The sequence below is a fragment of the Streptomyces sp. NPDC014727 genome (assembly GCF_043083485.1).
GTDB lineage: Bacteria > Actinomycetota > Actinomycetes > Streptomycetales > Streptomycetaceae > Streptomyces.
The window spans coordinates 36,426-53,495 of sequence record NZ_JBIBYR010000016.1 but is presented as its reverse complement, the minus strand read 5'-3'; the positions used below and the strand labels follow the sequence as shown (position 1 = coordinate 53,495).

Here is a 17,070-nt window from a genome sequence, read left to right as displayed (position 1 = left end):
GGGGGGTCGCGGACCAGCGGGTCGCGAACCCCCCCACCAGTGTGACCGACCGACGAGAGAAGGCGACCGCATGGCTCGGAAGACAAAGACCGACGGCCGTACGCCGCGTCGGGCCCTCTGGTGGAGAACACTGATCGCGATCACGGCGTGCGGTGTCGCAGTCGGCGGCCTGGCCGCCTACCGGACCTTCTCCGACGACGCCGCCGCCGAGCGGCCGGTGACGACGGAGGAGGCGTCCAGGCTTGCGCTGTCGCGGCTGAATCTGTACCAGGCCAGTCCTGTGGCGGTGACACTCACAGCCACCGAGGGCGGCGAAGTGGTGGTGCGGGTCAAGGGGGTCGTGGACTACCGAACCCACCGGGCCGTGGGGAGCTACCAGGTCACCGGGGCCTCCGGTTCCTCCGGGACCACCGGAACGTCCGGGCCCGCCACCGGGCAGCTCGACCACGGGCTGATCGTCTGGGACACCGGCGGCCTCGGCCTGGCACCCGCGCCCAAGGGAGACGACAGCCCGGCCTGGCAGCAGGCCGGGCACATCCCGCGCTCGGGCTGGTCCGCGCGCTCCTACACGACCGATCCTCTTGACGCCGGGCTTCAGTTGCTGATCGGGCTGGGCGCGGACCGCCCCGACAACCCGCTGCTGCTGGCACAGTCCGGGGCTCGCCGGCTGGGGCGCGAACGCATCGACGGCCGCAGCTACGACCGGTTCGCCGGGCCGCGAGCCCAGGGTGCCGCGCGCAGTGCGGGGCCCGACGGCGGACGGTCGCCGCTGACGTACTGGGTCGATGGTGACGGCGGCCTGCGGCGGGTGACGATGCGGATGCCGGGCCTGGGGACCCCGACCACCCTGGAGTTCTCCGGACGCGACGACCGCGCGAAGCTCCCCGAGGCGCCGTGGGCCACCAGTTGACGTCTCCGTGCCGATGCGCCCCGGCTTCCGTGGGTGTCGACGACGCTCCTCGGCCCCCCCTTCGGGGCGGCACGGTGAACGCGGGCCGAGTCCACCGCAGCACCGTGCTCAGCGCGAGTGCGGCACGGCGTCCACGTCCTTCGGGAGCGGGTACGCGGCCGCGTCGACGGCCCCAGGCAGGCCGGTCGCCGGGCTGCCGGGGGCCGTCGGGTCCGGCATGGACGGCTGGGCGGGTGGGGCCGGCACCTGGCTGAACGGGACGCCGGGCGGCGCCTGCACCGGCGCCGTCCGGCCGGTGGGCAGCGCGCCCCGACCGCGGTTGCCGCAGCCCGCGCGACCCTCCAGGCCGTCCGGGCTCTGGGTGGCGGGCCGGTTGCCGGCGAAACAGTTGCCGGGGTCGGCCGAGGCCAGCACGAGGTCGACGCCGTTGCCGGTGGCGTGGTTGCCTTCGACGCGATTGCCGCTCGCCGGATGTCCCGGCGGGTCGGTGACGACCACTCCGGCCGCCCGGTTGCCCCGGACCAGGTTGCGCTGGACGCGGTTCGCGGTGCCGCCGCCGATGCCGATGCCGATGCCGAAGCCCCCGTCCGCCTGCTCGGGCGTGTCGGCGGCGTTGTTGTCGGCGACCACGTTGCCCGCGATCACCGAGCCGTGCTGCGGGGCGAGGGCCTCCAGGTCGTTGGAGTTGACTGTGACGCCGACCCGGTTGCGGGCGACGCGATTGCCCAGCACCGACAGGCCGTCCGAGGCATTGGTCAGTTCGATGCCTACTGCGTTGCGCTCCACGGTGTTGCCGCGGACGAGGGTGCCGCAGGGCTTGCACTGGCCGACGTAGATGCCGGAGTCGGCGTGCCCGGAGGCGTAGGAGTCCTCGATCACCCCGTCACGCGCGTCAAAGGCGTAGATGCCGTACAGGCCGTTGTTGTATGCCGTGACCCGGGTCGCGCGGAAGCCCTGGACGGCAGGGAAGCGGGTGGTGTCCAGCGGGTCGTAGGCGGAGCCGCCGGCGCCGCGCTGCTGCAAGCGCTCGTCGGTGACGCCGGTGAACAGCACGCCGTTGGCGAGGTAGCCGTGCACGGTGAGGTTCTCGACCACCGAGCCGGCGCCGGTCACCGTGATGCCGTTGGCCAGACGCACGCCGCCGTCGAAGACCACCTTGTTACGGTCCGTTCCGCGCAGTACCACGCGGGGCCTGGTGACGCGTACGCTCTCCCGGTACACGCCCGGCCCGATCAGCACCGTCTCGCCCTCACGAGCGGCGTCCACCGCTTCCTGCACCGAGGGGAAGTCCTGCGGAACGCGCAGCACGCTCCCGGCCGGATGCCGCCCGTCGGCGTGCGTCGACCCCGTTGTGGAGCACCCGGTGGCCGCCATCGTGATCGAGACGACCAGCACCGACAGACGCAGCGCTGCCCGAAACATCGCCGCCGAAACCGCTGTACGCGCCAACATGCCTTCTGCAGACAGGATTTGCATGGCAGTTGTTTTATCGTCTCCAATAGGCGTATGCCCACCGAACAGGGAAATGCGCAGGATTCATCCAGAGCCGCGTCAACCCGTTTCGGGCGGCGTCGGGCACTGCTCGCCGGCGGGGCGGTGCTCGCCGCCGGGATCGGCGCGGCGGCCGACGAAGTGGTGAGGGACGACCGGACGGCCGGCCGTGCCACCACCGGCGCCCCGTCGGCCGAGGCCGCGATCCTCTTCCACGGCGCCCGGCAGGCGGGCGTCACGGCGCCCCAGCAACCGGCGACGCACCTGCTCTCCTTCGACCTCCCGAAGGCCTCCGCCGCCACCGACAGGAAGACCCTGCGCGGCGTCCTCGGCGCGCTGACCCGCACGCTCGCCGCCGCGGCCTCCGCCGCCCCGCCGGATCCGCGACTCCAGAGCGGCGGCGTGTCCCGGCTCACCTCCCTGGTCGGCATCGGCCCCGCCCTCGCCGCCCGACTCGGCCTCAACGTCCCCGATTCCTTCAGTGAGTTGCCGTCCTTCCCCGGCGACCGCCTCGACCCGCACCGCAGCAACGGCGATCTTTTGGTCCAACTGTGCGCAGCCGACCGCTGGACGCTCACCATCGTTGCCGAACTCGTCGGCACGGCCGCACACGCCGCCGGCGCCGTGCCGCGCTGGACCCAGTCCGGCTTCCTGCCCCGCACCCCTCCGGGCACCACCCCTCGCAACCTGTTCGGTTCCAAGGACGGCATCGCCAACCCCGATCACGCGGCGGCCGAGCAGTGGGTCTGGGGCCCGACGGGAGCTCACCGGAACGGCACCGTCCTGGTCTACCGCAGGATCCGCATGGACGTCACCGGCTTCGCGGCCCTCCCCGAGGGCGAGCACGACCGGGTGATCGGCCGCCGCGCCCACGACGGCGTCCCTCTCAGCGGCGCCGCCGAGCATGACGAGCCGGACATCTACGCCAAGAACCCCGACGGTTCCTACGTCATTCCCGCCACCGCCCACGTGCGTCTCGCCAGCCCCCGCTTCGACGCCGGTGCCCGTATGCTTCGCCGCAGCTACAGCTACGACGACGGCCCGACCGACCGCGGCCTTCTCTTCTGCGCCTTCATGCGCGACCCCGCCCAGTTCACCCGCGTCCAGAACCGTCTGGCCGCGCGAGACGCCCTCAACCCGTTCCTCCAACACCGGGCCTCGGCCGTGGTCTACGTCCTGCCCGGTGCCGCACCCGCCGGGACTCTCGGCGAACAGCTCTGGACATGAAGTCCGCCTCGCTCCCTCCGCCCGGAAATGCCCCGGAACGACTGGTCAGAGGTGGATCAACGCGATGTTCCCGGTGACCAAGAACGGCGTCGTCCTCATGGACGCCTCGCCGTTCCTCGGGGACAAACTGCTCGAGGCCATGGAGTCGGTCACCCCCAAGCCTCTCACCCACCTCATCTACAGCCACGCGCACGCCGACCACATCGGGGCCGCTCACCTGCTGAACCGGAACGGCCTCAGACGGCGCTGGTCAGTGCCGGGCTCTCGGGGAGCTGCCAGGTGCCGCCGCGGTCCTGCGTCGAAAGGCGTGCGGCGAGGTCGGGGACGTGCAGGAAGCAGGCCAGCGCGGTGGTGGCCTGGAAGACATCGATCGCACGTTGGGTCATCGGCAGGCCCAGGCGCAGCCGGCGCGGGTTGACTTCGCCCTGGATCTCGTTGACGAAGGGCCGCAGCACGCGGTCGTAGTTCGCCAGCGCGGTCGGCAGGTCGCCCGGGTGCCGGTTGATCTCTCCGGCCAGGACGTGGGCGCCGACCAGGCCCCCGGAGATGCCCATGCCGCTGTAAGGGGAGGCGCAGTGCGCGGCGTCACCGGCCAGGACCACGCGGTCCTTCGACCAGGTGTCGGTGCGGACCTGGACGATCTCCTGGGAGTAGAAGAACGGGCTGGTCTTCATGCCCTCGATGAAGCGCTCGGTCTGCCATCCGGCATCGCGGAACCTGCTCGCCCAGAACTCCTGCTGGCGCTCGACGGGCGCACGGTGGATTGCCGAGGCTTCCTCTGATTCTTCCCGTATGACGAAGTACACCTGGGTCTCGGTCGGATTGTGGCTGCGGCGCATGATCTGACGGCCGCCCGGGACCATGTAGGTGTCCCGGGTATTGCTGTCGGACGCGATGCGCGGAACGAACCAGTAGGCCATGTGGATGCCCACCCGCCAGTACGGGTCGAGACCCTCCGGGAGAATCGCGCGCCGGATGCGCGATCCCTGCCCGTCCGCGCCGACCAGGAGGTCGAATTCGCCGGAGGACCCGTCGGAGAAGTACCCGATGACCTTGTGGGCGTCCTGCTCGAAGCCGTCCACGCACACGCCGAAAACGTACTCGGTGTCGTCCTTGGTGGCGTCGTGCAGGATGCGTAGCAAGTCCCCGCGCATGATCTCGTACTCGGACGTGAGGGTCTGCCGGCCCTTCCCCGAGGTGTTGGCCATGATCGTCGCCTTGGGCTTGCCGCGTGCGTCGATGAAGGCGACGCCCGCCTCGTCCACAAGCTTGCCGCGGACGGCGTCGAGAAGCCCCATTCGCTTGACGGCCTCGATGCCCTGACCTCGCAGATCGACCTGGGCCCCGGCGGCCCGCAGCGCCGGAGCGCGTTCGACGACGGTCACCTGGTGGCCGCCCCGGGTGAGCCAGAGGGCCAGGGCCTGCCCCGCGATCCCCCCACCGGCGACGAGGACCCTCAGAGGCTGCTTGTCCGATCCTCTCGCCATGCCATCCCTCCAAAATCTATCAGTGAAAGATTCCTTTCCAGGGTCATCTATCAGCGATAGATTGTCAACGTGACCAAGATAAACCGCGAGGCCGTCATCGCTGAGGCACTCGACCTGCTCGACGAGGTCGGGCTGGACGCCGTCAGCACGAGAAGGCTGGCGAAGCGACTGAACGTCGAGCAGCCGTCGCTCTACTGGTACTTCCGCACCAAGAAGGACCTCCTCGCCGCCATGGCGGAGGCGGCAATGACACCCCATGCGACCGCGCTCCTGCCGACACCCGACGACGACTGGCGCGACTGGTTCGCGGACAACACACGCAGCTTCAGGCGCACCCTGCTGATGCGCCGGGACGGCGCACGGCTCCACGCCGGCAGCACCCCCACCGGCGACCTCGACCGGATCCGCCGCAAGATGGACTTCCTCGTGGCCTCCGGCGTCCCTGAGCGGGATGCGCAGATGGCGATGCAGGCCGCAAGCCGCTTCACAGTCGGCAGCGTCCTGGAAGAGCAGGCAGAAACCGACCCCGGTGGCAGCGCGGATCTACCGGCCGACGTGCCGGTCATCGATCACGAGTCGGCATTCGAGGCAGGCCTCGCCCTCATCCTGAACGGCCTGGCGCACCGTGTCGGGGTATAGGGAGTCGACTGGTTCCGCGGGTCAGGCGCCAGATGGGTGGGGAGATCCACTGAGCGGGTGCGGGGCCACCTCCGAGCAGAGGGTGGCCGTTTTCAACGAGTGGCCGTTTTCAACGAGCCCTATCAGCGAGTCCAGGATTCGGGATCACGCCCCCTGTCTGCTGGTCTCCGCGCCGTCCTCCGCCTCTGCCTGCGACCGGTCACCCGACTTGGCCGTTCCGCTCAGCGTGGCCCCCAGCCGGATCACTCCCTCGGCCCTGACCAGAGATGTGCCGTGGGCGTCCACTTGACGCATCAGCGGTGTCATCAGGGGTAGTCCGGAGGGCGGCTGGTCCGCGCCTACGGCAACGTGCAGCCGGGCCACGAACCGTGCGAGGCCGGCAGGGCCGGCCGGGTTGTCCATGTCGCCCGCGTACCGCTCGGCCCTGGCCATCGCGGCTTCCGACTCCTGCACGCGTCCGGTGGCTCGCAGCACGAGTGCCAGCAGCACCCCCGACATGTGAAGGCGTGGGTGGCTGTCGGTGGCCTCCGCCCAGCGGAGTGCGACGCGCAGGTCCGCCTCCGCCGCCACGTAGTTGCCCACCAGACATGAAAGCCAGGCCCGGGTGTGCAGCGCCCTGGCCCGGTACTCGGGTTGGCCGGCTTCCGCTGCCCGGTGGGCGGCCGATCCGGCGATCCGGCAAGCCTCGTCGTAGTGGCCACGGCTCGGGAAGAGGCTGCAGACCGCGATCAGCATCAACAGGTCCACGGCCATCCGCAGGGCGTCGGGGACCGACGCCAGCGACTGCTCCACGGCAGCGGTCAGCACGGCGTGCTCCGCGCGGAACCAGGTCCGGGCCTGAGCGGTGCCCTCGAAGGCGATGCCCGTATGGTCCGCTGGGTGGAGCCAGGCGGGGGAGGGGGCGTTATCCGGCAGAGCCGTGCGTGCCACGTGGACCGCGCTGCCGTAGAGGAGGGCCAGGACCCGGCGCAGCGCCTCCACCCGGTCCTCGGCGCGCTCCGTGGATTCGGCGTGGCCTTGGCCGTAGAGCCGGAGAAGGTCATGCAGGCGATAGCGGCCCGGGGCGGGGGACTCCAGCATCCCGGCGTCGACCAGGGCCTCGGTGAGGTTCTCGGCCGCGTGCTCCTCCGTACCGAGCAGAGCGGCGGCGACCGGCAGCGGCAGGTCGGGGGCGTCGAGGAGGGACAGGAAACGAAAGGCCCGGGCCAGGTCGGGGGTCAGGGCGTCGTAGCCGAGCCGGAAGGCGGACTCCACCATGTGGTCGCCGTGGCTCAGTTCGTCCAGTAATACACGGGTGTCGGTGAGCCGCGCGCCGAAGGCGCGCAGGCTCTGGCAGGGGAGGGCGGCGAGGCGGGCACCGACAATGCGCACGGCGAGCGGCAGGCGGCCGCAGGAGTCGACCAGGTCCCGGGCGGCTTCAGGCTCCGCGGCCACTCGTGCGGCGCCCGCGAGCGTGCCGAGCAACGACACCGCCTCGGCCTCGGCGAAGATGTCCACGGCGAAGGAGCGGGCGCCGGGTACGGCGAGATGAGGAGCCCGGGTGGTGACAAGTACCGCGGAACCAGCGGTGCCGGGCAGGAGCGGGCGGATCTGGGCGGCGTCACGGGCGTCGTCCAGGACGAGCAGCACACGACGGTCGGCGAGCAGGGTGCGCAGCAGCGCTGCCCGTTCCTCCCTGTCCAGCGGCAGCCGGTCGGGCGGGGTGCCGAGCGCGGAGAGGAGATCGGCGAGCACACCGGCCGGATCCGCCGGATGGGAGCCTGCGCGCAGGCCGACGTACAGCCGGCCGTCGGGGAAGGCTTCGCGCAGGCCGTGTGCCACATGGACGGCGAGCGCGGTCTTGCCGACGCCGCCGATGCCGGCGACGGTCGCGATGACGACGGCCCGGCTGTGCCCGGGACGGGCCTGGAGCAGGTGCGCCCTTATCTCCTCGACGAGCCGACCACGCCCGGTGAAGTACCCGATGTCGGAGGGCAGCGGTGCGGCGGTCATCCCCGCGCCGCCCCGCAGAGTGCCGACGATCGCGGGTGCGCCGGGCCGCCGGTCCGCGCCCGTGGACGACTGCCGCTGGAGCCCGAAGGCGCCTGCCAACTGGTCCGGGCGGAGGGGCGGGGCCGCGGGACGGACGTCGGTGCCCACGGGCCACGCGGGGGAATGCACCGTGTGCCCCGCGCGGAGTCTGCGGTGCAGTTCCGTCAATTCCGCTGACGGCGGCGTCCCCAGTTCCCGCTCGAGCACCTCGCGTGCCTCGTCGTACACACGAGCGGCATCTGCCTGGCGTCCGGCGCGCTGCAGCGCCAGCATGAGCAGCCCGTGCGACCGCTCCCGTAAGGGGAACTGCTGTACCACCGCCGGTAGTTCGGCTGCGGCCTCCTCGTGCCGCCCCAGTTCGACGGCCGCGGCGTAGAGGTCTTCGCGCGCCGCCACCAGTGACTCGGCCAACTGCTCGCGGTGGTGCTCCGCCCATGGTCCTGGCACCCCGGCCAGAGCGATGCCCCGCCAGCGTCCGACCGCGCGTGACAGCCGCTCGTACACGGCCTCGGCAGAATCGCGCCGGTCCACGGTCTCGTGCGCGAACATCTCGGTGTCCACGTCCACCACTGACTCCAGGAACCGGTAGCCGCCTTCCGCGGCGACGATCAACCGGCTTCTGGACCGCGCGGGCCGGTCCGGTTCCAGGGCCGCGCGTAACTGGGAGACATATGTACGTACGGCCGAGGGCGCGCAGCGCGGCGCGGCAGCCGATCCCCACACCCCGTCCACCAACTGCCCGACCGTGACGACGTGCCCACGCCGCAGCACCAGCATTGCGAACACCGCCTGCTGCTGCGGCGGTCCGAGGGCTATCCGCTCACCGCCACTCCTTGCACCGACCGGCCCCAGCAGACGCACCGTCAGCTTCTCCGACGGCCCCTGTGCCTGTTCAAACCCCCGCATGACCGCACCCCTTGGCCAGGATGGTAGCCGTGTCCCTTGCCGAGCAAGCCCTGGAACACGCCGCCGCCTTCCTGCCGGGTTCTCGCCGCGGCGTTCATCGAACGTTGAGCTCTTCCTGGCAACCCGCGTCGAACCTTGGACAGCCCGCAACGGCACACGACGAAACGGAGCGGATCCATGAACCACACCATCGGCAGATGGAGCAGGGCCGTCCTCGGCCGCTTCCTGCCCGTACTCGCCTTGGCCGGCCTGCTCTCCGCCGCCCTCACCGCGCCCGCGCACGCCGAACTGCCCGGCGGCGGATGGGGCGAGCGCCATCTCGACGAGATCACCCTGCTGGGCAGCCACAACGGCTACGCCAACGGACCCGACGGCATGAGCGCGCCGTTCACCAACCAGACATACTCGCTGCGCGACCAGCTGTGGAACCAGGGTGTGCGCGCCACCGAACTCGACGTCTACGACTACAGCTACGGCACGGGCGACGACCGCCCGCCCTTCGCGCGCACCGGCCACGGCGAGGTGTTCCGCCAGTGGGGCCGCCCGCTGGCCGACCACCTGAGAACCATCGTCGACTTCCTCAACAGCAACCAACAGGAGGTCTTCGTCCTCACGCTGGAGGACAACGCCTCCAAGGACCTGCTGGCCGAGGCCTTCGACTCCGTCCCCGGCGCCCGCTCGATGATGTTCGACCCGCGCGCCTGGAGAGTCGACTCGATAGGCTGGCCCCGCATCCAGGACATGGTCAATACCAACCAGCGGCTGCTGGTCCTGTCCGGCAAGGTCGACCGGGAGGACATCGGCATCTTCCCCATGAGGGACTGGACGATCCAGAACCACTACGACAACGGCATCCGCCAGTGCACCGACCGCAGTGGAGACGGCATCTCCGACCCGCTGGACGTCGGCGGGCGGTACGGCGCGAGCGGACAGCGGGCATTCCAGAAGCTGTTCTTCAACAACCAGTTCAGCTCCCGTACCTACGACGACTTCTACCAGACGGCCAAGACGGCCTGCGAGGCTGCCACGCTCGGGCGCATGCCCAACATGATCTCCACCGACTGGATCGGCTACGACAACCAGGACGCGTGGCGGTTCGTGAACGACACCGACAAGGGGGTGGGCTGGAACGTGGGCGACCGCGAACTCTGCCTCGACGTGGAGGGAGGCCGCAGCGACAACGGCACTCCCGTACAGATCTACTCGTGCAACTGGACCAACTCGCAGGCGTGGAGCCGCGTCCCGATCCTCAAGCAGAAAGTGTTCGAGATGCGTGCCTTCGGCAAGTGCCTGGACGTGGCCGGTGGGTCCACGGCCAACGGCACCCGGGTTCAGCTCTACGACTGCAACGGCACCGGTTCGCAGCTCTGGTGGCACGACAACCGCGCCCTGCGCAACCCCATGTCCGGCAAGTGCCTCGACGTGCCGTCCGGTGACTTCAGCCCGGGGCGCGACCTTCAGCTCTACGACTGCAACGGCACGCCGTCCCAGGCCTGGGACTGGCGCATGGTCTGACCCGGTAAGCCCGGCCACCGGTCACGGTCCCGTTGGTCGGGCTCAGCCTGCACGGTCGACGGTCCGCGGCGCCGGCAGAGGGCTGCAGCAGCGCCGCCAGAAGAGTCCGGTCCAACGCGTTCGTCACACTCAGGTACGCCAGTCTCAGCAACAAAGCCGATCACCATGCCGTGCTCACTGTCAGCCGTGCGAGGGCAGCGACTTGAGCGATCCTGTCTGTCACCCTCGGAGATCTGGCCCCACCTGCACGGATGACGTATTCGGCAAGGTGGAGGAGAGCCTCAGCGGGCCTCCGGCAGATCCGCGGAGAGCTGTACGGCCCCGGTGCAGGCCAGTCGGTCCGTCACCTCGACGCACGCCTCGGCCCCCTTCGGGCTGGTCGCGGGCAGCATCGGGCTGCTTTTGCCGTGCGTCACCCTGTCCCGGCGCGAGGCGAGCAGCTCGTCCGCTCCGGATCGGATCGAGACCTCCAGGGCGCCATCGCGCGCGTCCGTCTCCACCTCGGACCAGACGGTGGCGCAAGAGGGGCTGAACCGGAGCCGTACGGCGTAGGCATCCTCCGTGACGGTGCTCTCAGTGCGGGCATCCCGATTGCAGCGGGAGGAGCCCGGATACTGCCCCCGGCAGCTTTCCATGCGGCAGGACGCCGCTTGCCGCTCCGGGCTGCCGCCCGACAGGGCCGGGGCACCCACGGCGCAGGCCACGGCGCCCAGCGTGGCGGAGACAGCCAGTACGACGGCCGTCCGCAGCCGTCGCGCCCGGGCAGCTGCGTCGAGCGGCAGCCGCGGCGCAGGGGGCTGGGGCGCCGCGCTCAGCGGTCTGGTCTCGGCCCGGCAGGCGTTCTCCCACAGGGCGACCAGCGGCGCCATCTCCGTGCCCCCGAGTCGCCCCAGCGCCTCGACAGCGGTACGCGGCGGGAGCTTGACGCCGTTGAGATATCGGTGCCATGAGGACTTGCTGTGGGCGGTGCGTGTGGCCAGCGCGGCCAGGCTCAGCCCGGTCTGCTGTTTGAGGTCGCGCAGCCGCTCCACCAGCAGCAGCCCGTCGGGTCCGAGCGAGTCGGGCAGTTGCTGCCACCGAGCCGTCGCTTGCTCCTTCATGCCGTTCCCAATCCTTCTATCAGGCATCCGGTTCATTTCGGATCGCGTGATGTGTGCCCTGGGGCCGGGGCGGCCACACGCATGGCCGGAGTCATCGGGCGATCGGCTTGTAGTACAAAGAGAAGGTTCGGTCCGAGGGCGGGCCCTGGGTGAAGCCAAGGCACAGCCAGGGCCCGCCTCGACGCAGCACAGCCAGGCCTTCCGGTTCGCGCGGGTAGAGCCCTCTCGCAGTGTGGTCCAGCACCTGCTGCACCACGCGGCCGGTACGCACGTCGATACGGAACAGACGGACGTCGCCGGCCGAGCCGGCGGGGTTGTCAGCGCCGTATCCGTGGCCGAGCAGCTGGTAGGCGTACGGGCCGTACAGCGCCATGCCCTGGAAGGGGAGTGCCAGTTCGGCGCCGGGCTGAGCGAAGCCGGTGACCGGCCGGAAGTCCCCGGCCGCGAACTGTTTGAGCCCGTACACCCCGTAGCGCGGTATGCCGTCCACTTTGTACCGCAGCAGCAGCCGGTTGTGCGCCGGGTCGAGGGCCACCTGGTTGTTCGTGGAGCCGGGGAGCGGGCGATGTGTGGCAATCCTGCGGCTGGCGCGGGTCAGCACCCGGCCCGCGGTGAAGGTGAAGCGGCAGATGGCGCGGCCGTAGCCGGAGCCCGGCTGTGCGTCCCACTCCGTCCACAGGGCGCCGGCGCGGCGGGCCGTGTCCTCCACGCCGAGGGCGCTGCCGTGGCCGAAGCCCAACAGGTACATATCGCCGGTGAGTGCGCCGTCCATGGTGAGCCGGTTCAGGCACATGTCGCCGCGGGCCGCCCGCTCGGCACGGGTGTACGCGCGCGGCTCGCCCGGCAGCCGGACGCCGCCCTCCATGACCTGGAGCGCGTACATGTGGCCGTGCCGCTCGTCGAAGGCGAAGGACTGCAGCACCGTGGAGTGGTGCAGCCGTACACCCTGGAGCCACGGCTTGCCCGCCGGCGCCAGACCTGCCGGCTGAGCCCTCGGCTGGGCTTCTGCCCTGCCGGCGGGGAAGGCGGCGGCCAGTGCGACCGCAGCTCCAAAGCCGAGGACGGCTCTGCGGCCCGGATCGGATGGAAGGGAAAGGGACATGGGGTCTCCTCGCTTGCTCGTGAGCTTCGTGGAACGGGCCCGCCCGCCCCGTGAGCGGGACGGGCGGGCACAGCGGCTCAGCACCAGGGGATGGCGCTCACGTTGCGGACGTAGCGGGCGGAGATGTAGCCCTTGTTGTGGGAGAGCTTGTACCAGCGGTGGTTGCCGCGGACGTTGCGCCCGTACTTCTTGCACGGGATGTGGACCGTGCTGGCGGGACGCAGCGTGCCGATGACCCGGTAGCCCGTGCCCGGGCCGGAGCGGATCCTGAGCGGCATGTGGCGGGTTACCACGCGGCCCTGGCCGTAGCCGGTGCAGGTGACGGGCCGGGTCGTGGAGTGGCTGGGCGCCCACAGCTGGGGCGGGGCCGTGCGTCGGTGGGGCATCTGCTGGTGAGGCGCAGTGTGCCGCTGCTGCGCGGCGGCGGTGTCGGCGGAAACGACTGCGGCGGGCAACATCGCGATCGCCGCAATCGCCGCCACGAGGCCGCGCTGGACCGTGCGATTCATGGACTCTCCTATGAGGGTGTTTTCAGGATCGGCTGAGTGAGACCCTGTGTCGCTCAGCGTTTCCTAGCCGCCGGACGAAGATTCCGTCCCACGCGTTTCCGGGAGAAGGCGGGACGTCCCACCCGAGGGGACGGTTGAGGCTGAGCCGCCGTCGCCCGGGAGACCAGCCCCACCTCCCGCCAGGCGGCGGATGAGGACCCCGTCTGGGTGGGCGGTGACCGGCTGTTCGATCTCGTCTTCAGTGCCTTGAGGCGGGCCTTGCCAGCCGTCGGCTCGTCGGCGAGTTCGCGGATGAGTTCGGCGGTGCGCCGCTCGCCGGGAGGCGCGACGCGCGCTGTGGCCCCTTGCGGCCGCGGTGGACTGTGCCGCTTGGGATTCGTAAGGAGGTAACGGAGCTGCTGCTGCCTGCTCTTCCGTCGCGGGCTGGACGTTCCGGACTCCGGACGGTTTCCTCTCAGCAGGTGGGGCGGGCCGGGAAGGCCTGCCGCTCAGGTGGCACAGCGGCGGGCATGGCGAGAGGCGGTCTGCATCCAGGCGGCCATCACCGAACGCGCAGCCGCTAACGGGGTTACACGGTACGAGGTCGAGAAGACCGTGAAGACGACGTGCGGCACCCCGGGACGGAGTAGCCGAAGGTGCTGGAGCCTGCGGTGGCGGGGACAGTGGAGGCCAGGAACCAGGGGCCGCGCATCGTGGTTCACCCGCCTGTCGGGCGGGCGCTGCCCCGGCCGGCCGAAAGGTGCATCCCAATGTCTGCGGAGCGCGTAAACCTCGACCCGCACCCCGTCACCGCCCTGGTCACCGGGGCCACGTCCGGCATCGGCCGGGCGGTTGCCAAGCGGCTGGCCGCCGACGGAATGTCTGTCGTCGTGACCGGCCGCAATGCCCAGCGCGGCGCCGAGACCGTCGACGAGATCACCACGGTCGGCGGCCACGCCCGATTCGTTGCGGCGGACCTGGAGGACCCGGTCGGCATCGATCGGCTCGCCGCGGAGGTCGGCGAGATCGACGTCCTGGTCAACAACGCCGGACAAGCCGTCTGGGCACCGACCGAGGACATGAAGGTCTCTGACTATGACGCGATGTTCGCCGGCAACGTCCGCGCGCCGTTCTTCCTCGTGGCCGCCTTCGCCCCGGCGATGGCGGCGAAGGGATCGGGCAGCGTGATCAACATTGGCAGCATGGCCGGCAGCCTCGGCTTGGCCAATGGTGCCGCGTACGGCGCGACCAAGGCCGCGCTGGCATCACTGACGCAGAGCTGGACGGCTGAGTACAGCGGCCGTGGCGTCCGCTTCAACACCGTTGCCCCCGGCCCGGTCTACACCCGGGGCGCGGCCCGCGAGCTGTTCGACGCGATCGCCGAAACCACAGCGATGAAGCGCGCGGCCGAGCCTGCCGAGGTAGCCGAGGTCGTCGCCTTCCTCGCCTCGTCGAAGGCCAGCTACGTCACCGGTGCGACCGTCGCCGTCGATGGCGGCCGCACCGCCATCTGAACCCTGCCTCGCACACTGGCCTGCGCGTTTCGCCTACGGCGGTGCCCGAGTCTTGACCGGGGGCGAGGAAAGTGTCTTCTGAGCTGGGGTGATGAGGCCTTTCGAAGGTCTCTGTCATCACAGCAGGAAGACACTTTCTGCGTGCGCGCTACCCGGCGCGTCCCAAGCTCGTCGTGTCGGCTGAGGTGACGGGGATGGTCCGCCACGCCGGATCCCGCCTGCTGGCTGATCTCGCCGATGTCACTGGTCCGACCAGCGCCTTCACGGGCGCTCCGCGTCGGCTGCGGCCGTGTGGCACCGGGCACGATCCCAGCCGGATCGCGGTCGATCTCCCGGTCATGCTCGCCGACGGCGGCGGCGATATCGGACCTGGCCCTGCTGCGCGATCAGGTGGAGGGGTTCGGCCCCGTCGCCTCCATCCCGACTGCCTGGCGCCTGCCGGCCGGCATCGACTCGGCTGCACTCGCCCGTCTGCGCGGCCCGGGTGCCGACGCCGGGGCCGCGTGAGCCAGTGCGTGGTGCGTGAGGGATGGCGAGCCGGACCAGAAACAGACCTCAATTCCTGATGCGTCGGCAACGGTCGAACGAACGAGTTCACCAGTGTGCAACCCCGATAGGAGCCGCAAGAGCGGGAGTGCGGCTGGACTCTCCCACTGTGGGAGGGTCCACCATGATGGCGTGCAAGACGAACTCTTCACCATCGGGCGCTTCGCCCGCCTGTGCCGACTCAGCGTCAAGCAGCTACGGCACTACGACGAGATGGGGCTATTGGCTCCGGCTCGCGTGGATGCCGGCTCCGGCTACCGCTATTACGCACCCGAGCAAGCACGTGATGCCCTGACCATCGCCCTGCTCCGCGAGATGGATCTCCCTCTGGCTGTGATCGCCCAGGCACTGGCTGCCGAGCCTGCGCACCGGGCGCAGATCCTGCGCACTGAGCGGGACCGGGTGGCCGAGCGGATCAGCAGGGACCAGGCACGGCTTCAGATGCTTGACCGGCTGGCGGAGGGTGGCCTGCCCGGCTATGAGGTGACGATGAACAGCGAGCCGGAGCGACGGCTGGCAGTGGTGCGAGCAGTCTGCACCCCTACGGAGATCGGGGAGAGGGTCGAGGAATGCGTAGGCCGGCTGCTGCCCGTGCTCGGCAAGGCGGCAATCGCATGGAAGCCGCCGCTGTGGGGCCTGTACCCGCTGGACCTGGATGAACGTATGGAGATCGCCGTCGGGGCGCAGACGCCACAGGGACAAGGGACACCCGGCCTGCAATTCGAGGCGCTGCCCGGCGGACTTGTCGCCGAGACTCTGCACATCGGCTCCTACGCCCAGCTTCCCCTGGCCTACAACGCTCTCTTCGCCGCCGTTCACGAGCGCGGACTGCGCCCGCAGGCACCCGTACGTGAGGCCTATCTCGTCGGACCGGCAGAGGCACCGCAAGAAGAACTGATGACCCGGCTGATCATCCCCGTCCAGGAAGGCATGGCATGACGACGGTTTTGGACATCGACGCCCGCGGTAGGCAGCACTGCGAGACGACGGCTCTGGGGGTGCTGCTGCGGCACCAAGGACTCGATCTGTCCGAGCCCATGCTCTTCGGCCTCGGCTCCGGCCTGTCCTTCATCTACTGGGACAGCAAGAACATGGGCTTCCCCTTCCTGGGGGGACGGGTCAAGCCGTTCGACCTCACCAGAAACCTGGCCACCAGACTCAAGGTGGAGCTCCTGGTCCAGGAGACCACCTCGCCCCGCAGGGCGTGGGAGAACGTGGCGGCCCCCATCGACGCAGGTCGCCCCGTCGGGCTGCAGCTCGACAGCTACTACCTGGACTACTTCGCGTCGAAGGTGCACTTCGGCGGCCATGTCGTCGCCATGTACGGCTACGACGAACACGATGCCTACCTGGTGGACACCGACCAGCAAGGCGGAGCGGTGTCCACCAGCCTGACCAGCCTCGCCCAGGCCAGGGCCGCGCGCGGCCCGATGACCGCCAGACACCGGTCCTTCACCCTCACCGCTCCGAGCAACCTGCCCTCCCCACAGGGCCAGATCATTCCCGCGGTCACCGCCTGCGCCGACGCCTTCCTCGACCCGCCCATCGCCAACCTCGGCCACCGAGGCATCGAGAAGGCCGGCAAGCTGGTACGCACATGGCTCCAGCGCACCGACGACCCGGAGCGGGACCTGCCGCAGGCTGCCCGCTTGATGGAGAAGGCCGGTACCGGCGGCGCCCTGTTCCGTAACCTCTACCGAGACTTCCTGGCCGAATGCACCCAACTGCTCGACAGCAGCCACCTGCGCACCGGCCATGCGCTGTACACGGAGGCAGCCACCCTGTGGACGGAAGCCGCAGCACTGATCAGAAAAGCCGGTGAATCAGGCGATGTGCAATGCCTCGTACAGGCAGGCAGCATCATCTGCGATCTTTCACGAGTGGAGCGCGAGGCCATGCAGGCACTGAGCCGCCTGGGGAGTGATACCCCAAGCGCGATCCAGCCCTGACAGTGAGCGTTCTCCATCTTCGGTCCGTGCTGGCCAGATACACGCAGGCGGCGGTCTGGACGAGGTCCGTGATCCGGACAAACATGCGAAGCCTCTGGGAGAGATGGATTGCTTGGTCAAGGACCCATATTCCAGGTGCTTCACCCCTGTGCCGGGCCAACAAGC

Annotated in this window: 13 protein-coding genes and 2 pseudogenes; 9 read left to right on the top strand and 6 right to left on the bottom strand. The window is 70.1% G+C overall.

The genetic code is table 11. From position 1 onward, the window contains the following. Positions 1 to 70 precede the first annotated feature (70 nt). Positions 71 to 910 (top strand): hypothetical protein, encoded by an 840-nt coding sequence (locus tag ACF1B9_RS24245; protein WP_391743570.1) that lies wholly within the window; start codon positions 71 to 73, stop codon positions 908 to 910. Between the two features lie 108 nt (positions 911 to 1,018). Here the strand turns inward: ACF1B9_RS24245 and ACF1B9_RS24240 are convergent, their stop codons facing one another. Continuing rightward, positions 1,019 to 2,362 (bottom strand): right-handed parallel beta-helix repeat-containing protein, encoded by a 1,344-nt coding sequence (locus ACF1B9_RS24240; RefSeq protein WP_391743571.1) that lies wholly within the window; start codon positions 2,360 to 2,362, stop codon positions 1,019 to 1,021. Positions 2,363 to 2,416: 54 nt separating this feature from the next. Between ACF1B9_RS24240 and ACF1B9_RS24235 the strand changes: the two genes are divergently transcribed. After that, on the top strand, positions 2,417 to 3,628 hold the full coding sequence (locus ACF1B9_RS24235; RefSeq protein WP_391743573.1) for a Dyp-type peroxidase: 1,212 nt from the start codon (positions 2,417 to 2,419) through the stop codon (positions 3,626 to 3,628). Positions 3,629 to 3,692: 64 nt separating this feature from the next. After that, positions 3,693 to 3,839: pseudogene (locus ACF1B9_RS24230) on the top strand (MBL fold metallo-hydrolase); the annotation flags it as partial. A 25-nt stretch (positions 3,840 to 3,864) separates the two neighbouring features. Here ACF1B9_RS24230 and ACF1B9_RS24225 read toward each other — a convergent pair. After that, a complete protein-coding gene (locus ACF1B9_RS24225) occupies positions 3,865 to 5,115 on the bottom strand; it encodes an FAD-dependent monooxygenase (protein ID WP_391743575.1) in 1,251 nt (416 codons plus the stop codon). 69 nt (positions 5,116 to 5,184) lie between these two features. Between ACF1B9_RS24225 and ACF1B9_RS24220 the strand changes: the two genes are divergently transcribed. Then, positions 5,185 to 5,754: a TetR/AcrR family transcriptional regulator C-terminal domain-containing protein gene (locus ACF1B9_RS24220; protein WP_391743576.1), complete on the top strand. Its 570-nt coding sequence runs from the start codon at positions 5,185 to 5,187 to the stop codon at positions 5,752 to 5,754. 144 nt (positions 5,755 to 5,898) lie between these two features. On the opposite strand, the gene ACF1B9_RS24215 is transcribed toward ACF1B9_RS24220, so the two are convergent. After that, a complete protein-coding gene (locus ACF1B9_RS24215; protein ID WP_391743578.1) occupies positions 5,899 to 8,691 on the bottom strand; it encodes a BTAD domain-containing putative transcriptional regulator in 2,793 nt (930 codons plus the stop codon). Between the two features lie 177 nt (positions 8,692 to 8,868). Between ACF1B9_RS24215 and ACF1B9_RS24210 the strand changes: the two genes are divergently transcribed. Next, positions 8,869 to 10,206 (top strand): RICIN domain-containing protein, encoded by a 1,338-nt coding sequence (locus ACF1B9_RS24210; protein WP_391743580.1) that lies wholly within the window; start codon positions 8,869 to 8,871, stop codon positions 10,204 to 10,206. 281 nt (positions 10,207 to 10,487) lie between these two features. Here the strand turns inward: ACF1B9_RS24210 and ACF1B9_RS24205 are convergent, their stop codons facing one another. The 3 genes from ACF1B9_RS24205 to ACF1B9_RS24195 all read right to left on the bottom strand — a co-directional run bounded on the left by ACF1B9_RS24205 (position 10,488) and on the right by ACF1B9_RS24195 (position 12,917). Next, positions 10,488 to 11,306: a DUF2690 domain-containing protein gene (locus ACF1B9_RS24205; RefSeq protein ID WP_391743581.1), complete on the bottom strand. Its 819-nt coding sequence runs from the start codon at positions 11,304 to 11,306 to the stop codon at positions 10,488 to 10,490. Positions 11,307 to 11,397: 91 nt separating this feature from the next. Then, on the bottom strand, positions 11,398 to 12,408 hold the full coding sequence (locus ACF1B9_RS24200; RefSeq protein ID WP_391743583.1) for a teichoic acid biosynthesis protein C: 1,011 nt from the start codon (positions 12,406 to 12,408) through the stop codon (positions 11,398 to 11,400). Positions 12,409 to 12,485: 77 nt separating this feature from the next. After that, positions 12,486 to 12,917: an SH3 domain-containing protein gene (locus ACF1B9_RS24195; protein ID WP_391743584.1), complete on the bottom strand. Its 432-nt coding sequence runs from the start codon at positions 12,915 to 12,917 to the stop codon at positions 12,486 to 12,488. A gap of 749 nt (positions 12,918 to 13,666) precedes the next feature. Here ACF1B9_RS24195 and ACF1B9_RS24190 point away from each other — a divergent pair. From ACF1B9_RS24190 to ACF1B9_RS24175, 4 genes and pseudogenes are all read left to right on the top strand, one after another. Further along, on the top strand, positions 13,667 to 14,410 hold the full coding sequence (locus ACF1B9_RS24190; protein ID WP_391743586.1) for an SDR family NAD(P)-dependent oxidoreductase: 744 nt from the start codon (positions 13,667 to 13,669) through the stop codon (positions 14,408 to 14,410). Between the two features lie 137 nt (positions 14,411 to 14,547). Beyond that, positions 14,548 to 14,905, top strand: a pseudogene (locus ACF1B9_RS24185) (IS1380 family transposase); the annotation flags it as partial. A 183-nt stretch (positions 14,906 to 15,088) separates the two neighbouring features. After that, complete coding sequence (locus ACF1B9_RS24180) at positions 15,089 to 15,895, top strand: MerR family transcriptional regulator (RefSeq protein WP_391743588.1); 807 nt, start codon at positions 15,089 to 15,091, stop codon at positions 15,893 to 15,895. Further along, on the top strand, positions 15,892 to 16,905 hold the full coding sequence (locus tag ACF1B9_RS24175; protein WP_391743589.1) for a BtrH N-terminal domain-containing protein: 1,014 nt from the start codon (positions 15,892 to 15,894) through the stop codon (positions 16,903 to 16,905). The genes ACF1B9_RS24180 and ACF1B9_RS24175 overlap by 4 nt, the downstream gene beginning before the upstream one ends. The last annotated feature ends 165 nt before the right edge of the window (positions 16,906 to 17,070 follow it).

Bases quoted from the DNA above. Each gene is read 5' to 3' on its own strand.
- ACF1B9_RS24245 (WP_391743570.1), top strand. From the start codon at position 71: ATGGCTCGGAAGACAAAGACCGACGGCCGTACGCCGCGTCGGGCCCTC.
- ACF1B9_RS24240 (WP_391743571.1), bottom strand. From the start codon at position 2,362: ATGTTGGCGCGTACAGCGGTTTCGGCGGCGATGTTTCGGGCAGCGCTG.
- ACF1B9_RS24235 (WP_391743573.1), top strand. From the start codon at position 2,417: ATGCCCACCGAACAGGGAAATGCGCAGGATTCATCCAGAGCCGCGTCA.
- ACF1B9_RS24225 (WP_391743575.1), bottom strand. From the start codon at position 5,115: ATGGCGAGAGGATCGGACAAGCAGCCTCTGAGGGTCCTCGTCGCCGGT.
- ACF1B9_RS24215 (WP_391743578.1), bottom strand. From the start codon at position 8,691: ATGCGGGGGTTTGAACAGGCACAGGGGCCGTCGGAGAAGCTGACGGTG.
- ACF1B9_RS24210 (WP_391743580.1), top strand. From the start codon at position 8,869: ATGAACCACACCATCGGCAGATGGAGCAGGGCCGTCCTCGGCCGCTTC.
- ACF1B9_RS24205 (WP_391743581.1), bottom strand. From the start codon at position 11,306: ATGAAGGAGCAAGCGACGGCTCGGTGGCAGCAACTGCCCGACTCGCTC.
- ACF1B9_RS24200 (WP_391743583.1), bottom strand. From the start codon at position 12,408: ATGTCCCTTTCCCTTCCATCCGATCCGGGCCGCAGAGCCGTCCTCGGC.
- ACF1B9_RS24195 (WP_391743584.1), bottom strand. From the start codon at position 12,917: ATGAATCGCACGGTCCAGCGCGGCCTCGTGGCGGCGATTGCGGCGATC.
- ACF1B9_RS24190 (WP_391743586.1), top strand. From the start codon at position 13,667: ATGTCTGCGGAGCGCGTAAACCTCGACCCGCACCCCGTCACCGCCCTG.
- ACF1B9_RS24175 (WP_391743589.1), top strand. From the start codon at position 15,892: ATGACGACGGTTTTGGACATCGACGCCCGCGGTAGGCAGCACTGCGAG.